The organism is Clostridium septicum, assembly GCF_003606265.1.
In the GTDB taxonomy this organism is placed as follows: domain Bacteria; phylum Bacillota; class Clostridia; order Clostridiales; family Clostridiaceae; genus Clostridium; species Clostridium septicum.
Genome location: NZ_CP023671.1, coordinates 982,266 through 999,968, shown reverse-complemented (window position 1 = coordinate 999,968; position 17,703 = coordinate 982,266). Strand labels below are relative to the sequence as shown.

The window sequence follows — 17,703 nt, the reverse complement described above, 5'->3', positions numbered from 1 at the left end:
TAATTTTAGGAGAGATGTATATGAAAAAAATAATAAATTTAATATTAATATCTATAGTAGCCTTTAGTTCATTTAAAATAGTAGATAAGCAAATTAAATATAGTAAAGATATTAAAGTATATAGTGAAATAAATGAAATAGCATCTGATAATAGTCATATGCTAGATAAAAGCATGTTAGAAGTTAATAATGAATATAGATTTTGGATTAAAGTAGAAAATACTAATATAGATTATCCTGTAGCTCAAGGAAAAGACAATGATTATTACATAAATCATGATTTTAATAAAAATGAAAACATATCTGGAGCTATATTTTTAGATTATAGAAATAACTTTATAAATGATTTAAATACAATAGTTTATGGACATCATATGAGAAATGAAACTATGTTTAATAATTTAGTAAAATTTAAGGATAGTAATTTTTTTAATGAAAATAATAAGATAAAAATTATATATGATGGAAAAGAATTAGAGTATAAAGTATTTTCGGTTTATGTTATAGATGATAAGAATAATTATTTAATTACAAATTTTAATAATAATAATGAATATAATAATTATATAAAAGAAATAAGAGATAGATCATTATATAAGAATGATGTAGAGGTAACAGATAAAGATAAAATAATAACTTTATCTACCTGTAGTTTTGAATTTGAAGGTGCAAGAACTGTAGTTCATGGGAAATTAATTAATAATTAAGTCAAAGAACTAGTAGGAATTAATCTTACTGGTTCTTTGACTTTATTTATAAATCAAGAGAGAATAGATAGTTTTGTGTAAAAACAAAACTATCTACTGTCTCTAAATCAAAAGAATTTTATTTCAAAAATAGTTTTAAAGTTTTCATCACTAGTAACTATAATGGTAGCATTATGTTTTTCAAGTATTTGTTTAGTAACATAAAGTCCAAGACCACTATGATTAGTAGATCTAGATGAATCCCCTTGATAAAAGGGTTCAAATATATTATCTTTAAACTCTTCACTTATACCAATTCCATTATCTTTAAAGCGAATTATGTACTTATTTTTTTTAGTTAAACTTTCAATTTCAACATTAGTTGGAGTAGTATTATGACTTAGGCAATTTTCTAAGATATTAACAAAAGCTCTTTTTATATTAACCTTATCGAAATTAATATAATGAGGAGTTTCTTCTATATTTATATTAACATTAAACCCTCTTTTATCAAAAATCATATAATAGTTTGCTGCAATATCTCTAAGAAAATTATTAATATCTCCTTGTTCTAAATTAAGTTTATAATCACAATATTGAAATTTAACTTGCTCAAATAAAAGACTTATTAAGTCATTTAAATCAGATGCACTTTGATTTATATAAGATAAATATTCTTTTTGTTCTTTAACAGGTAAATCTTCAGTGGCTAAAACTTCAGAATACCCTTTAATAGTAGTAATTGGGGATTTTAAATCATGAGATAGATTTGAGATAAGCCTTCTACTTTGATTTTCCAATCTATCTTTTTCATTTTTTATGGAGTCCATCTCATCTAACATAGTATTATAGCAATCAATAGTATTTTTAGCTTCTAATAAATTTATTTTAGAAGTATCAACTCTACTTTTATCATAAGGTGTTTTTTCAATATTTTTTTGGATAAATAAAAAGTTTTTTCTTATGTATCTATAAATACTCCTTACAAACATAAGGAATGCTGTTAAAAATATTAAAAATGTACCTATTATTAAAGTTATTACATATATTCGAAAGAGTCTATTAAATTTTGATAAGGTGTTACTATTAAAATGTTGAATAAGAACAACTGTAACTTCATTTCCGTTATCTTTTTGTAAAATATTATAATATACATTTTTATATTCATCCATGTTATTTAATAGGTCTGTAAACTCAAGTAATGTATATTTAGATTTAGTTTCTTTATTAAAGCCTTCTGAGTAGATTATATTTAAATTTTTATCAATAACTTCAATAGACGAGTGATTATCATTTAAATATTCCTGGGAAATATCTTCATAGTTCTCTAAATCTACATCTAAAGGCTCATATAGATTGCTTTTAATAATGCTAGTAGTGTACATCTCTTTTATTATCCAATTAAATAATATTAATGATAAAATTGAAACTAAGATGTATAAAAATAACTTATTTAAAATTAAAGTTTGTAAGCTTATTGGTTTTTTATTTCTTTTCAAATTTATATCCAAGCCCCCTAATTGTTTTTATATATTCAGGTTCTTTTGGATTATCCTCAATTTTTTCTCTTAGTCTGCTTATATGAACTGCAATTGTATTTTCATCTCCATCCATATAATTACCACATACAGATTCATAAAGTTGAGATTTTGTAAAAACTCTTTCAGGAGAGGATAATAATTTTAATAAAAGTTTATACTCCATAGCAGTAAGAGTACAATCAACATCATTTTTATAAACAATATATTTTTCTTTATCAATTTTTAAATCCCCAATGTAAGTAATAGTTTCTAATTGATTTAATTTATAACTTCTTCTTATATGAGCATTAACTCTAGATACAAGTTCTAGAGATGAAAAAGGTTTAGTAATGTAATCATCAGCCCCTAAATCAAGGCCTAATATTTTATCTTGTTCCATATTTTTAGCTGTTAAAACTAATATTGGAACACGAGAGAACTCTCTTGTTTTTTGAATTAGAGTAAATCCATCCATTTTTGGCATCATAATATCAAATATGCAAAGATCTATTTTGTCATTTAAAAGAATTTTTAGAGCTTCTTCGCCATCATTGGCTAAAATAACTTCATATCCTTCTTTTTGAAGAAATATTCTTACAAGATTTGCAATTTCCATTTTATCTTCAGCAATTAAAATTTTCATAATAATACCTCCATACTGTTATTATATTACAATATATTTAGTCTTTAAACTAAACTTTTGCTGTAATATTAAGAAATCTTAATATTAACTATAATGGTACTTAATATTGAAGGATTATAATTACAAATATGTGTAAGAAGATATAAGGAAGAGAAAGGGTGAAATATGGATATAAATAGGAGAAGTATTACTATTAAGATATCAATAATAATTATATTGATTTTGGCAATAATATTTATACCAAATAAATATAACTCTGAAAAAGTTCAAGTATATCTAGAGGGAGAAGCTATAGTTTATGATGGCATATTATCAAATGAAGGGAATAAAGAAGCTTTTAGACTTTATACAAAAAATATAAATAGATTAATAATAAATTCAGAAGGTGGAGAGATAAACACAAGTTTAGAATTGGCAGAATGGGTATATGATAGAAATTTAGATATTGAAATAAAAAATAAAGCATTTTCCACTGTTGCAAGTTATGTATTTGTTGCAGGGAATAATAAATATCTACATAAAGATTCTGTAATAAGGTGGGATAATAATTTAAATGATAAAAAAAATATAATTTCAAATATATTTTTTAAAGAGTATCTAAAAGAAATAGATGAAAGAGAAGAGGAATTTTTTGAAAAAATTAATGTAGACAAGCGTTCAGTAACTTATGGAAGTAATTTGGATTTTGAGAAATATGAGGATTCAGGTAAATATGTAGGCTGGACATATGGATTAAGTGCTTTGGAGAAATTAGGAATAAAGAATGTTAAACTTATAGATGGAGTATGGAATCCAAATGATAATATGAAAGAAAAAAAGATATTTACAATAACTGATATTAATTAGGAAATATAGAGGTTAATAATTATTTTCTTAATAATTAATTAATATCTTAATAATTCCTTAAGAAAACCATAAGTTTTTTATATCCTTTTGAATAAGCGTATAAAGTGATATATAATAGACAAGGAAATTTAAAGAAAATAATGTTAAGATAAGGGTTGTAAATGTTAAGATAAAATGAATGGGGGTAAGTAAAATACCGTGGATAATAAAATAAAGGGCAGAATAAAGTTAGCTTTAAAAATAATTTTTGTAATAGCAATTTTTGTTTTAATTGTTACAGAATTTACAAAATTATTTAAAACTTTTGATTTTAGAACGTTTAATATGTATAAGGATCAATTAACTATTTCTAATTTGATTGTAATTGGAATTTTAGGGGTGACTTCATATATACCATTATCTATGTATGATTTTGTTTTAAAGGGTGTTTGTAATATAAAGTTACAGAATAGAAGGCTTTATAAATATTCTTGGATAGCAAGTTCAATTGCAAGTATTGTAGGTTTTGGTGGCGCTTCAGCAATAGCATTAAAGGGACATTTTTATTCACCACATATAGAAGAAGCAAATAAAAAGACATTAGTAAAAGAAGTAACTAAAATAGTGGCTTTAAACTTTACAGGTTTTTCAATGGTATGCTTTTTATATACTCTTTTTAATATATGGCATGTAAAAGACTATAATATAATTCAGTATGGGATGATAGTAATGTCTTTATATACTCCATCTCTTGTAATTTATAATATTTATAGATACATAAAGAATGAAAAAAGAGTAGAAGCGATAAATACACTTAAAATAATGGGGATTTCAGTTATAGAATGGATAACATCAGTTATATTAATTTACGGTATTATAAGAATTTTAGGTACAAAATTAACATTGATGAATATATTCCCTATATATGTAACATCATGTGCAATAGGTATTTTAAGTATGATACCAGGTGGACTTGGAACATTTGATTTAACTTTTATTATGGGATTATCAAAATTTGGAGTTCCACAAGAACAAGCGTTATTGGCATTAGTTTTATATCGTGTAAGTTATTACATAGTTCCAGTTTTAATTGGAATAGTATTAGCTATACATGAAGGTAAAACAGTTATAGATAAAAAATATAATAATATATTTTCGTCTATACTTTCACAGATTTCATATAATATATCAGCAATTTTAATATTTTTGTCAGGAATTATGATTTTACTTTTTAGAGCATTACCTGAAATGAGAGCAACATTTAGAGGGATATATAAACTTATAGAACCATCAAGTAATATATCAATAACCACAGAAATAATAATGGGGTTCTTATTAATAGCAATTTCAAGAATGCTTGCATATAAAGCTAAGGATATTTTTACTATAGTAATGATATTACTTGCAATAGCATTAGGTAGTTCATTTATAGATAAATCAATGGGACAAATAATATTTTTAATATTTGTTATAGCATTTTTATGGCTTAGTAAAAAGAATTTCTATAGAGAAAGTTTCTGTTTTTCTTGGGAAAGAATTCTTCAAGATACGGTATTCTTATTTGGATTTCTTTTGTTTTATTTAATAATATATTTCCCAAGATTCCCAATGAAAGCCAAAAGATTAAGTGCATATGTAGCTGAGTTATTAGAATATAATTATAATTACTTACTTTTAAGTAGTTTACTAGGTTTCCTTTTATCTATAGGTTTTATAGCGATTGTGTATTTAATTGCTAAATCTAAAAAATATCCTTTTGAAAGATTTAAAGATAATAAAGAAGCAATAGATAATATTTTAGAAAATTATAAGGGAAGTCCATTAACACATTTAATGTACTTAGAAGATAAATATGTTTTCTTAAATAAAGAAAAAACTGTTTTAATTCAATATCAAAAATATGCAGATAAGTTAATAGCACTTGGAAATCCAATTGGAGAAAAACATGATTTTATATCAGCTATAGAAGAGTTTTATCAGTTAGCAGATAAATATGGATATACACCTATATTCTATCAAGTAGATATAGAAATGATTCCAACTCTTCATGAGTATGGATATCAATTTATGAAGCTTGGAGAAGAGGGGATAGTTGATTTAACTAATTTCTCAATTGCAGGTAAAAAGACTCGTGGACTTAGAGCTGGATATAATAAAATAGCAAAGGCAGGATATACTTTTGAAGTAGTTAATCCAAAGTTTTCTAAAGAGTTAATAGAAGAGCTTAAAGAAATTTCAGATGAATGGCTTAATGGAAAATCAGAAAAAGGATTTTCTATGGGATTCTTTGATGAGGATTATCTAAATTTAGATACTTTATTTATAGTTAGGGATGAAAATTCTAAAATAAAGTGCTTTGCCAATATGATGCCTATGTACGATAATAAGAGGTCTTTATCTATAGACCTAATGAGATACTCAAATGATTCTCTAGTAGGAATTATGGATTTTATGTTCTTAAATATTATAGAATATGGAAAAGCTAATGGATATAAAAATTTCAATATAGGAATGGCACCACTTTCAAATGTTGGTACTTCTAAGTTTTCTTTTGTTAGCGAACGTATAGCAGCACAATTATCAGTATATGGACAAAATTTCTACTCATTTGTTGGTATTAGAAATTTTAAAGAAAAATATACAAAGCAATGGATACCTAAATACTTAGCATATAGAAGAAATAGTTCATTACCTTTTACAATGTTACAAGTAATTTTGGTTTGTAATAGAAAATTAAATGATAATAGATAGTTGAAAATAATAGAGATAACATATATCATAAGAATTAATAGTGTAAGAAAAATATTATTAACTCCTAAATAATGTCTCTTGATCTAAAACCAATTAAAGTAATGTTTTCTTATATTACTTTAATTGGTTTTTTAATATAAATAATTAGTTGGGGAAATATAAATTTATATAATGTGTAAGGATGGGTAATCATATGATTAAAATAGCTATTTGTGATGACAATAGATATGAAAGAAAGAACTTAATAAGTATCTTAAAGAAAATAGCATTATCAAATAATATTGAAATAGACATAGAGGAATTTGAAAAGGGGCATGTCTTAATAGATACATACATAAAAGATTTACCCAGATATAATATAATATTTTTAGATATACTTTTAGGTGATATAAATGGTTTAGAGGTTGCAAGAGTAATTAGAGAAAAAGACATATTAGCAAAAGTAATACTTTTAAGTAGTAGTAAGGAATACATTTTAGATGGATATGATGTAGCTGCTATGTCATATTTAATTAAACCAGCAACAGAAGAAAAAATAGAGAAAAACCTTTTAAGAGCTATAGAAGAATCAAAGATTAATTCAATAGATAGTTATGAAGCAAATAAAAGTGGAAAAACTATAATTTTTGATTTAAAGGATATATTTTATTTTGAAGCAAGGTTAGGAAAAGTGATTTTACATAAAAAAGATAGTAATTTTGAGTTTTATGAGAAAATAAATTCTATAGATAAAAAACTTAATAAAAAAGGCTTTGAAAGATGTCATAGAAGTTATATAATAAATATTTCAAAAATAAAAGAGTTTAAAAATACAGAAGTTATTTTAGCTAATGAGAAAAGTATTCCAATAGGTAGAAAGTATAAAGGGAATATAAAAGAAGCTTTTATGCAGTATTTAACCTTAAGATAACTTAGGAGGAATAATGAGAATTATTGTAGGAATGCAAATAATATCATTTTTATTAATAGCCTCTATAAATATATATAAATTAAATCTTCTATTTGAACCTAGATTTAATAAAGTAATAAATAGTGCCATTTTATTTATATCACTTTTTCTAGTAATGATAGGTTTAAATATATATGTAAATAGTTTTATATCATATTATTTTTTATTAGTTTTTTTATTTCCATGTGTAGTGTTATTATTTTTTAAAGGAAATAAATATTTAATTGTTCTTCTAAATAATATAACTATGTTAATTATAATTAATTCTCAAAGTATAGTTCTTTCTTTAAGTATAATTTTTAGAAAAACATCATTGTATAAATTATATTTGTATGATAAGTTAAATTTGTTAACAACAATTACCTTGGTTATTATTATTTCAGCTGAATTGTTTATAACTATTTTTATAAAGATGAAATTTTCTTTAGAATATTGTCCTAAGAAATCCTCTTTACTTATTATGAATATAACTTTGTTTTCAAAGGTTATTGTAAATTTACTTTTGCTTTTTTATTTATTCTACTCAAAGTTATATATTGAATTTGCAAAGTTTGTTTTACTGTTTACAATAGTAGGAATAGGGACAGATTTTTATATAATTTGGTTATCCATAAAAAATAATAAAGCTGAAGACAGAGAAAAAGAACTTACTATTTTAAATGAGCAAGTAAAATATCAATATGAGCATTATAAGGACTTAGAAGCTTATTATAAAGATGTAAGAAGAATTTGGCATGATATAAATAATCATAAAAATGTAATTTCGGTTTTAATTGAAAATAGACAATATGTTGAGTTAGAGAATTATATGAATGATATTAATGATTATTTAAAAGAGTTGGACAAGAATATGTTTATTTCCAAGAATAAAATCGTAGAAGCTATTTGTTTAAATAAAGCAAAGCTTTGTAGGGAAAAAAACATTGATATAGAATTTAATATAAATATTCCAGAGGTATTATCTATAAGGGATATTGATTTATGTGCTATATATGGAAATGTATTAGATAATGGAATAGAGGCCTGTGAAAGAGTAGAAAGTGGTAGAGAGAAAAAAATTAAAGTGGAATCTTGTGTTAAAGATGGATATCTTTCTCTTTTTGTAGTTAATACTAAAGAACTTAAGAAAGCTGTAATTGGCGCAACATCTAAAGAGGATAGACTAAAGCATGGAATAGGGCTAGAAAGTATAAAAAAATCTGTTTCAAAGTATAGTGGTCATTTAATGCTTAAGGATAAGTGGGAAACTTTTGAAGTAAGAGTAATTTTAAAGTTATAATTAATACTATAAAGTATAGAGTAAAATTGTGAATAGTAACAATTAAAATTATATATTTTAAGAAATAATAGAATATATTTTATATAAGTATGGGGCTTTCTTATAGGAATTTATATGTAGGAGTATTTAGAGATGGAAGAGTTATTTAGACATATAGAAATAGGTGGAGTTGAACAATACATATTAGTAAGAGGAAATAAAGATAAGCCTATTTTATTATTTATACATGGTGGTCCTGGGACTACTAATAGTGGGTACATATATAAATATCAGCAGTCTTTAGAAAATGAATTTTTAGTAGTTAATTGGGATCAAAGAGGAGCAGGAAAATCTTTTAATAATATGTTAGATTTTGATGATGTTTCTTTAGAAATTATTGTAGATGATGCAGTAGAATTAATTAAAATTTTAATGAAAGAATATAGTAAAGATAGTATTTATCTAGTTGGTCATTCTTTTGGAGCATTAGTAGGAGTAAAAGTTGCAGAAAAAGAACCTAATTTAGTTAAAGCATATTTGTCAATTAGTCAAGTTGTTAATATAGAAAAGGAAGATAAAATATGTTATGAACAATTGCTAAAACTAAGTAAAAAAATGCTTAGATTTAGAGATTTAGATAAACTAAAGAGTATTGGAAAGCCACCATATAATAGAGAAAATAGTGTGAATGTATTCAATAAATATGTATCTAAATATAAGATGAATATAAATTCTATGAGTTATTTTAGTTTTATGATTAAAAGCTTTTCTTTTAAATACTATAATCTATATGATTGGATCAATTTTTTAAGAGGAATAGGTTTTTCAAAAAAGGCTATTTATAAGGAAATAGAAAAAATTGATTTATTAAAAGAGTTAAAAAGTATAAAAGTTCCTGTGTATTTTTTTGTAGGGTTTAATGATTATATAACTCCATTAAATGTAATAGGGGAGTTTTATGATAGTTTAGAGGCACCAGAAAAAAAGATATATATTTTCAAAAATTCATCTCATTTACCACATATAGAAGAGGAACATAAATTTTTCACAATATGTAAATCAATTAAAGATAAATATGAAAAATATAATTAGATAAGTAGATATAAGAAAAGCACATGGTAAGGATATTTAATCTTACTATGTGCTTTTTGTTTGGAAAATATCACATATATATTTTACTTTTCAGATAATAAAGGAGTATTTCTCCACTTGTAAACATTACTTATTAGTCCAATTGATAATATATTAATTATTAAACTACTACCTCCATAGCTTATAAAAGGCAGTCCTACTCCAGCTATAGGAGATAGTGAAAAATTCATTAATATATTTAATAGGAATTGAACTGCAAATATTGAACAAAAGCCACTTACTAAAATTTTTCCAAAGATATCTTTTGTATTAGTTACAATAAAACCAATTCTAATAATAAATGCTAGAACTAATGCAATTATTATTAAGGTAGTAGTCCAACCAAAAGTATACATAATGTATGTTAGTATAAAATCACTATGAAATTCTGGTAACATATCAGGTGTAAATGTTGCACCATTTCCAAATAATCCTGCTGACTCTCTTAAAGAATTTAATCTAGTATACATCCATCCAGCACATTCGGAATATTTATATGGATTTAAAAAAATTAATAACCTAGAGACTCTATATGGTTCAGTAAAAATAAAACCTGCAAATAAAACTGTAAAAGGAACTATTGAAAGAATTATATGTTTTAATTTTACTCCTGAAATTAGCATTACTGTTATAGCTGCAATGAAGTATATACTAGCATTAGATAGGGTATGTCCATAGCAAAAAATAATAGTTGGTGCAAAAGCTAATATACTTCCTATAAGAAGATTTTTTTTATTAGTCCAATCCCAATTTTCAAAAATTCCAGCTAAAGCAATAATTAATGGAAAGGGAGCTATATTAAAAATATTAAAAGAAATAGGTCCAATAATTATCCAACCCATAGCACCATTTATATGAGAGGAGAAGAATATAGTTAATATTGAAGCTAGTATCGTTCCTATATAAATATGTTTAGAATACTTTTTTATATTTCTATAATTTATTTTTAATATAACAAGTAGAAGTAAAGCTCCAATTGCTGCGTAAACTATTGTTTTAGATAAAGAGTTAGAATAAATTTCACTTAGAATATTATTCTTATCCATAAATGATAAAATAAATATACCAAATAAAACAAATGCACTAGTTAGTAATAATAATGGCCAATCTACATTAGCTTTATGGACTTTATTTAAATCAACTCCAACTATTTCAGCTGAGCCCATTTTAGCAAGTGCTTTATCAATAGAAGTTTCATAAGATTCACCTTGAGATATATAATCTTCAGTAATTTCTTCTATATGACATAGTAATTCTTCTCTTATACTTGTATGAACTTTTTTATTTTTTATTAAGCTACAAACTTCATTAATATAGCTATCTACCTTTAAGTTACCTTCTATTGACATAATGCACCCTCCTTTAAAACATGATTTACTGTAGAACTAAATAATTCCCAATCTTCTTGTTTTTCTTTTAAAATATTTTTACCATCATCAGTTATTTTATAGTATTTTCTTTTACGCCTTCCTTCACCAGAGTCCCAATATGACTCAATAAAGTTTTCGTTTTCTAAAGCATGAAGAATAGGGTAAAGAGTACCTTCTTTAAAAGCAAAAATACCTTTAGATCTTATCTCCATTTCTTTTATCATTTCATAACCATACATGTCTTTTCTATTTAAAAGACTTAAAATTAAAATTGTTGTACTGCCTTTTAATAGCTCTTTATTAATTTTCATAACCTCACTCCTTACATAGTAATTCTATACATAGTAAATCTAGGTATAATTATAGTGTTTTATCAAAATTTTGTAAAGCATTTTATAGAAAAAAATCTATTAATAGGAAATTTGATAAAAATAGAGATGAAGATATGTTCACAAAATGTTTAAAAAGTATTCTGTTGGTAATTGAAAATATTTTAATATTTTTATAGATAATATATTATATATTTACAAAAAGTAATTGTATACAATTAAATAAATAAAATGTTATTAAAAATGTTAAATATTTTTGAATAAAATTAGTTAAAAATTAATAAATATGTGTTATAATAAGTCCGTTAGTATAAACAGTTGTTTAAAATTACTTGCTAAAGAGTAAACCTAAATTATCCCCTAAAAAATTATAGAATATTAGATCAATCAATAAATTCTTTAGACTTTACTATTAGTAGATAATTTTAAACAATTAAGTGTGTAAACAGAACTAAGATAAAAGCCTTGAATTTAAATTCAAGGCTTTTACTTATTTCCATACTTAAAAACTTGATATATTGTTATAATTATTCCAAAGAGAATAACTGTTGCTTGCATATTAAGAATATAAATGTAGTAACTTTTATCTACAAAAATACTAATTATACTTATAAGCATAATGCTAAATCCAATAATTAGAAAATTATTACCAACTATTCTTGAAAATTTATCTTTATCATGTTTCTTTTCATTGAAGAAATTAATCATATCCCCAGCATTAAAGTGTTTAATTATTCCACCTAAAACAAGAAATAATGTACCAGCCAGTAAAGAAAATATAAAGATTACAGCCAAATTTGTTCCCATAATAATTCTCCTTTTAATAGTATATTACTATAATATGTACACTTAAATAAAAGGTAATATGATAAAAAAAATATTATTAATAAATTAAAGAAAAATATAAAGTAGAAGAAAATAGAGTTTCTAATTTACATTTATCACTATATAATTAGTTTACGAAGTGTTTTACAGTTATTACCTTTTAGTTTTGAGACAAAAAGTGATTAGGACCTAAATGATTTATATTATAAAGTGGGATTCCAATAATGAGTAGTCTACGAGAAGAAAGCTTAAAAAAATTAAGAGAAGATAATGTTTATAAAAATCTAGTAGAGTTGAGGAAAAGTTTAAAGCCAGGAGAAATAGTAGAGGGATACTTTGAAACACTAAATTATACATCTGAGAAACAAAGAAAAAGTCCAATCTCAGGAGAAAGTGTTTTGGGAAAATAAGAGATCGAGACAATAAATAAAGAAGTGGCTTTTTAGCTACTTTTTTTATTTATTATATTTAAGAAGAATAATAAAGAATCTGTAAATTATAGGGGAAGTTAATATAAAATGAAACTTAATTCAATTTTTCTAATTAAGGGCATAATAGGAGTTTATGTTATAATTAATATAAAAAATATCTTTTCATATAATAATTTTAATATCATATTTAATATTATTAGTAGAATATATTTATAAGTTTTTAGAGCTTTGTAATAAAACAACAATTAAGGAGATGAGACATAATGAATAAAGAGTTTATTGAAAAATATGGATATATTTTATTAAGTATATGTACAGCAATAGGAACATTAATTTTTTCAAAAGCTAATATAATAATACAAATATTATCAATAGTAGTACAAGTATTTATAAATAAATATATTCTTAAAATATTTATAGAAAAAAGCACTATTAAATATAGAAAAATGAAGTTACCTAATGTAGAGAGTTTATCAATTAACCCTAAAATAGATTATTTTATTTCTTTATATTTAGATATATTTTTGTATTGTTTTATAATGTACTTTATAATGGTTATTAATATAGATGGATTTAGTAGTTTTAATAAATTAAATTTAAAATCGCCTTTAAGCATTTTATTAATAGTAACAATTATTGGATTAGGCATATATGGTATTATGGGAGCTGAGGTTCAAGTTATAAAGGATAAAGATAAGATTATATACTTGTTAGAAACTACAAGTCCAGGTAGATATACAAGTACATTAAGTAGTAGAGTTGGAAAATTTAAAGATGGAATAATTATAGATGATTATATTTTTTATAATGATGAGATTCTAAATTCTTTTAAAAGTGAAAAAGAGTTAATAATATATTTAAAAAATAGTAGGCAAATAATAATATATGATAAAAGAGCTATTAATTATTTAAAAGAAATTTCTTAGCATTATATACATTGATAAAATATAAAAGAGAAATAATTTAAAATAGTAAGAATATCGTTTACTATATTATAATACTGAAAATAATTGAAATTCATTAATTACAAAATAAATATGAAGTTTATTATTATTTATAGTAAATAAGGAGTCCTATATAGGTCTCCTTATTTTTCAAGTAAAATTTAATATTACTTATTTTTAATAGTATTATGTATTCTATCTAATTTAGAGTTTAAATCATCAAAACGAGAATTCATTTCTTGTTTTGTTTTTCAAAATTTATTAGGAATATAGAAAACAATACTAAAAACAAGTAATAATATAAATATAATTAAACAATATATTGTCATAAACATCCCTATTACTTATTAACATATTAAAGTCTGGAATAAACAATTATTAATTTAATTATAATATAATATCATTTGAAATAATGGCTAACTTTGTATTAAATTGCAATATTATAAGATTGATTTACAAATAAGATATTATAGTTAAGTGTTTATTTTGTTTATTAATTTTTAGATAGAATAAATAAAATATATTTAGTTTCTTTATCATTAATTTAAATGAATTTAGTAAAAGGTAGGGATTAATATGGAAAAATTAAGACTTGAACTTATAAATAATAGGCATAAAAATCAATATTTAAATATGATAGAAGAGTGTGAAGAGGATATAAAAACTACGGGTTTTGAGTTATATATTCCTATTTCTAATAAGGATAGTTTTGAAGAGGATATGTATAAATTAAAGCAAAGACATGAAGGGGTTAATCTTGAAAATGGATGGGTACCTGAAAGTGTATTTTGGCTAATGAATGAAAATAGTAATGAAATTATTGGAGTTATAGCAATTCGGCATAAGTTAATTTAAATTTTATATTATAACTTCATTATTAAAAGTACTGAGACTAAATGGATATAAACATAGAACGGTATCATAGGTAATTGATACCGTTCTATGTTTTAAATATATTGTTTTAAAGTAATAGATTTTTATTGAAATTTCTCGGGAAATTGTTTAATTATGCCATCAGAAATTATATCAGCAAAATTAATAATATGGTTTTCGCCTTTATCGAATGATTCAATATCATCTTTCCAATTATTATTTAATCTAGCAACAACTTGGTCAGTAACAAACTGTAAATGTTTATATAACATATCTTTTAATTCTTTATTATTATAGTTAGGATTGGCTGAACTTAAAAAATCGGCTATTTTATCTGCATTGTCATACCATAGTTTATTATATTTATCTAACTCATCTTTATTTTTGTTTTTAGCTGCTTCAAGAACTTTTCCAGCAAGGGCTATATGATCTCTTAGTAAAACAGCAAGTTTATTTCCAGCTTCTTCTCCATAATAAGGTTTAATTGAATTTCCTATATCATCTTGATTTTTGAAAAGCCTATGCAAAACATCGTTTTTATCTTCAAGTGAAGCTATATCACTTACAATAAAGCTTCTAGTCCATAAAACATGATCAATCCATAGTTTTCTTTCTAGCATTTTGAAATTGCATTTAACTTCGGGGGAATCACTTATACAAGAGGGGTTTGTTATAGCGTATACATTAAATGGAACTAGAATTAATGCTAGTAAAGTTAATATTAATAGTGAGGTTTTAAAAAAATTTCTCATATTTATATACTCCTTTGTTTGGTTATGTTCATTTTATTTTATACAAAACTAAGTATATATATTCAATTTCAAGTATTAATACTATATTTTAATGTATTGTTGTCTAATATCAAATAAAGTATAATTAATTCATAATATTAGAATTTTTTTAAGAGGTAATAGGTTATGAAGTTAGCGGAGGCTTTAATATTAAGAAGCGACTTGCAAAAGAAAGTTGCAAGTTTAAGATCTAGAATTATTAGAAATGCAAAGGTTCAAGAAGGGGAAAAGCCAGGAGAATCACCTAACGAATTAATAGTTGAACTTAATTCAACTATTAAAGAGCTTGAGGAATTAGTAAATAAAATTAATAGAACAAATAGTAGAACTGTTGTTGAAGGAAGTATTGTTATTTCTGATTTAATTAGTAAAAGAGAGTTCTTAGGAAAACAAAATCAGATATTAAGGGAACTTACTGATGCTGCAACAATAAAGTTTGATAGATATTCTAAGTCAGAAGTTAAATTTTATAGTACGGTTAATGTTTCAGAAATTCAAAAAGAAATTGATAGAATTTCAAAAGAGTATAGATTAACTGATACTAAGTTACAGGGACTAAATTGGACTGTTGATTTAATGGAATAAAATATATAGGATTAGCTTAATTAGGGTGAGTACAACTGAGTTTAGCAGAAAATCTAAACAACTATGCTTAAGCATTATTTAATATGGTTCAGAGCCACCTTTTTATTTACTTTTATGCTCAGTAATTTTACATGTGTATTGAAGATTTTATATCAATTATTTTTTATTGGCAATAAATATTGCATTTACAACCATGTACTAATTAATTAAGTGAGGGTGGGAATTGGGGATAGACATCTTACAATTTTTTTTTGTAAGGTGTCTATTTTATTTTAATAAAATATTTAAATATATTGTTTATCTCATTTTAAAATTGGAATACTAGAAATGAGGTGATTTTATGAAATCTGTATGGAGTGAAAGTTGTAAATTTAAAAAAAGAGAAACTTTAAAGGAAGACATAAAAACTGATATATTAATTATTGGTGCTGGAATAACAGGATTATTAACAGCTCATATGTTAAAGAAAAGTGGTAGAAATGTAATTTTAATTGATGGAGATGAAATAGCAAGCGGAAATACGAAAAACACCACTGCAAAGATAACATCTCAACACGATTTAATTTACAATAAATTAATATTGGAATTTGGAGAAGAAAAGGCTAGACAATATGCAAAAGCAAATGAACTTGCTATAGAAAAATATAAAGAAATTATTAAAGAGAGAAAAATAGATTGTGATTTTGAAGATAAGGCAGCGTATATATATTCTTTAAATGAAATAGGTATTCTTAAAGAAGAGGTGGAAGCAGCTAAGAAAGTTGGTATTGATGCTGAGTTTGTAGAAAAAGCTAATCTGCCTTTTGAAATTAAAGGAGCTGTTAAATTTAATAATCAAGGACAATTTAATCCACTTAAATTTTTGAAAAATATCTCAGAGGATTTAATTATATATGAAAATACAAGAGCCTTGGAAGTTAAAGATAATTTAGTAGTTACAAATAGAGGAGATATAACTGCAAATAGTATAGTTATAGCAACACATTACCCAATAATAAATATGCCTGGATATTATTTTATGAAGATGCATCAAGAAAGATCATATGTTATAGCTTTAGAAAATGTAAATGATATTGACGGAATGTATATAGATGTTGATAAAGAGGGGTATTCCTTTAGGACATATAAAAACTTGTTATTACTAGGTGGTATAAAACAAAGAACAGGAGAAAATGAAAAAGGTGGTAGCTATGATGAATTAAGACGGGTTGCAAAAGAGTTATATCCAAAATCAAGAGAAAGATATCATTGGTCAGCTCAAGATTGTATGACCATAGATGGTATACCATATATAGGAAAATATTCTGATGAAACACCTAATATATATGTTGCTACAGGATTCAATAAGTGGGGCATGACAAGTTCTATGGTAGCAGCTATGATAATATCAGATATGATATTAGAAAAGGAAAATGATTTTTCAGAAATCTTTTCTCCAAAAAGATTTGATTTATCCTTATCAATAAATAATATTGCTAAAGATATAAGTGAAACAGCTAAAAACTTTATTGCACAAAAAATATATATTCCAAGTAGTAAGATAGAGCATATTAAAAATGGGCATGCTGGAATTATTGAATATAATGGAGAAAAGGTTGGTGTTTATAAAGACAATGAGGGAAAAGAATTTTTTGTAAGTACAAAATGTTCTCACTTAGGATGTCAATTACACTGGAATGCAGATGAATTAACATGGGATTGCCCATGTCATGGATCAAGATTTGATTATAAAGGAAGGTTAATAGGAGGTCCTGCAACTAAAGGACTTGTAGAAAATTAAACTTTATGGTGA

17 protein-coding genes are annotated in these 17,703 nt (G+C 24.1%); 11 read left to right on the top strand and 6 right to left on the bottom strand.

What is annotated here, in order from left to right:
* Positions 1–20 precede the first annotated feature (20 nt).
* The gene (gene srtB, locus CP523_RS04380; RefSeq protein WP_066676453.1) at positions 21–707 is read left to right on the top strand and encodes a class B sortase; all 687 of its coding nucleotides are present in this window, start codon (positions 21–23) and stop codon (positions 705–707) included.
* Between the two features lie 107 nt (positions 708–814).
* Here srtB and CP523_RS04375 read toward each other — a convergent pair whose 3' ends face one another.
* Together CP523_RS04375 and CP523_RS04370 are read right to left on the bottom strand one after the other, a co-directional pair.
* A complete protein-coding gene (locus tag CP523_RS04375; RefSeq protein ID WP_128499671.1) occupies positions 815–2,185 on the bottom strand; it encodes an ATP-binding protein in 1,371 nt (456 codons plus the stop codon).
* A complete protein-coding gene (locus tag CP523_RS04370; RefSeq protein WP_066676457.1) occupies positions 2,172–2,849 on the bottom strand; it encodes a response regulator transcription factor in 678 nt (225 codons plus the stop codon). Before CP523_RS04370 ends, CP523_RS04375 begins: the two co-directional genes overlap by 14 nt.
* Before the next feature lie 165 nt (positions 2,850–3,014).
* On the opposite strand from CP523_RS04370, the gene CP523_RS04365 reads away from it, so the two are divergent.
* The 5 genes from CP523_RS04365 to CP523_RS04345 all read left to right on the top strand — a co-directional run bounded on the left by CP523_RS04365 (position 3,015) and on the right by CP523_RS04345 (position 9,724).
* Entirely contained in the window at positions 3,015–3,695 is a 681-nt protein-coding gene (locus tag CP523_RS04365) for a hypothetical protein (protein WP_066676459.1), read from the top strand.
* A gap of 198 nt (positions 3,696–3,893) precedes the next feature.
* Positions 3,894–6,425 (top strand): bifunctional lysylphosphatidylglycerol flippase/synthetase MprF, encoded by a 2,532-nt coding sequence (gene mprF / locus CP523_RS04360; protein WP_120140533.1) that lies wholly within the window; start codon positions 3,894–3,896, stop codon positions 6,423–6,425.
* A 193-nt stretch (positions 6,426–6,618) separates the two neighbouring features.
* Complete coding sequence (locus CP523_RS04355; RefSeq protein WP_066676463.1) at positions 6,619–7,335, top strand: LytR/AlgR family response regulator transcription factor; 717 nt, start codon at positions 6,619–6,621, stop codon at positions 7,333–7,335.
* A gap of 13 nt (positions 7,336–7,348) precedes the next feature.
* Positions 7,349–8,653, top strand: a complete 1,305-nt coding sequence (locus CP523_RS04350) for a sensor histidine kinase (RefSeq protein WP_066676465.1) — start codon at positions 7,349–7,351, stop codon at positions 8,651–8,653.
* Positions 8,654–8,785: 132 nt separating this feature from the next.
* Positions 8,786–9,724 (top strand): alpha/beta fold hydrolase, encoded by a 939-nt coding sequence (locus CP523_RS04345; RefSeq protein ID WP_120140532.1) that lies wholly within the window; start codon positions 8,786–8,788, stop codon positions 9,722–9,724.
* 83 nt (positions 9,725–9,807) lie between these two features.
* Here CP523_RS04345 and CP523_RS04340 read toward each other — a convergent pair whose 3' ends face one another.
* The 3 genes from CP523_RS04340 to CP523_RS04330 form a co-directional block, all read right to left on the bottom strand.
* On the bottom strand, positions 9,808–11,112 hold the full coding sequence (locus CP523_RS04340; RefSeq protein WP_120140531.1) for an FtsW/RodA/SpoVE family cell cycle protein: 1,305 nt from the start codon (positions 11,110–11,112) through the stop codon (positions 9,808–9,810).
* The gene (locus CP523_RS04335) at positions 11,103–11,444 is read right to left on the bottom strand and encodes a PadR family transcriptional regulator (protein WP_120140530.1); all 342 of its coding nucleotides are present in this window, start codon (positions 11,442–11,444) and stop codon (positions 11,103–11,105) included. The genes CP523_RS04340 and CP523_RS04335 overlap by 10 nt, the downstream gene beginning before the upstream one ends.
* A gap of 504 nt (positions 11,445–11,948) precedes the next feature.
* Complete coding sequence (locus CP523_RS04330; RefSeq protein WP_066676474.1) at positions 11,949–12,269, bottom strand: DUF3784 domain-containing protein; 321 nt, start codon at positions 12,267–12,269, stop codon at positions 11,949–11,951.
* Between the two features lie 242 nt (positions 12,270–12,511).
* Between CP523_RS04330 and CP523_RS04325 the strand changes: the two genes are divergently transcribed.
* From CP523_RS04325 to CP523_RS04315, 3 genes are all read left to right on the top strand, one after another.
* A complete protein-coding gene (locus tag CP523_RS04325) occupies positions 12,512–12,697 on the top strand; it encodes a hypothetical protein (RefSeq protein WP_120140528.1) in 186 nt (61 codons plus the stop codon).
* Positions 12,698–12,981: 284 nt separating this feature from the next.
* Positions 12,982–13,644 (top strand): hypothetical protein, encoded by a 663-nt coding sequence (locus CP523_RS04320; RefSeq protein ID WP_120140527.1) that lies wholly within the window; start codon positions 12,982–12,984, stop codon positions 13,642–13,644.
* A gap of 594 nt (positions 13,645–14,238) precedes the next feature.
* Positions 14,239–14,517, top strand: coding sequence for a hypothetical protein (locus CP523_RS04315; protein WP_120140526.1), 279 nt, complete (start codon positions 14,239–14,241; stop codon positions 14,515–14,517).
* A gap of 122 nt (positions 14,518–14,639) precedes the next feature.
* Here the strand turns inward: CP523_RS04315 and CP523_RS04310 are convergent, their stop codons facing one another.
* Positions 14,640–15,155: a glycosyltransferase gene (locus tag CP523_RS04310; protein ID WP_243106774.1), complete on the bottom strand. Its 516-nt coding sequence runs from the start codon at positions 15,153–15,155 to the stop codon at positions 14,640–14,642.
* 297 nt (positions 15,156–15,452) lie between these two features.
* On the opposite strand from CP523_RS04310, the gene CP523_RS04305 reads away from it, so the two are divergent.
* Together CP523_RS04305 and CP523_RS04300 are read left to right on the top strand one after the other, a co-directional pair.
* A complete protein-coding gene (locus tag CP523_RS04305; protein WP_066676479.1) occupies positions 15,453–15,911 on the top strand; it encodes a DIP1984 family protein in 459 nt (152 codons plus the stop codon).
* Positions 15,912–16,251: 340 nt separating this feature from the next.
* Complete coding sequence (locus CP523_RS04300) at positions 16,252–17,691, top strand: FAD-dependent oxidoreductase (RefSeq protein ID WP_120140524.1); 1,440 nt, start codon at positions 16,252–16,254, stop codon at positions 17,689–17,691.
* Positions 17,692–17,703 lie beyond the last annotated feature (12 nt).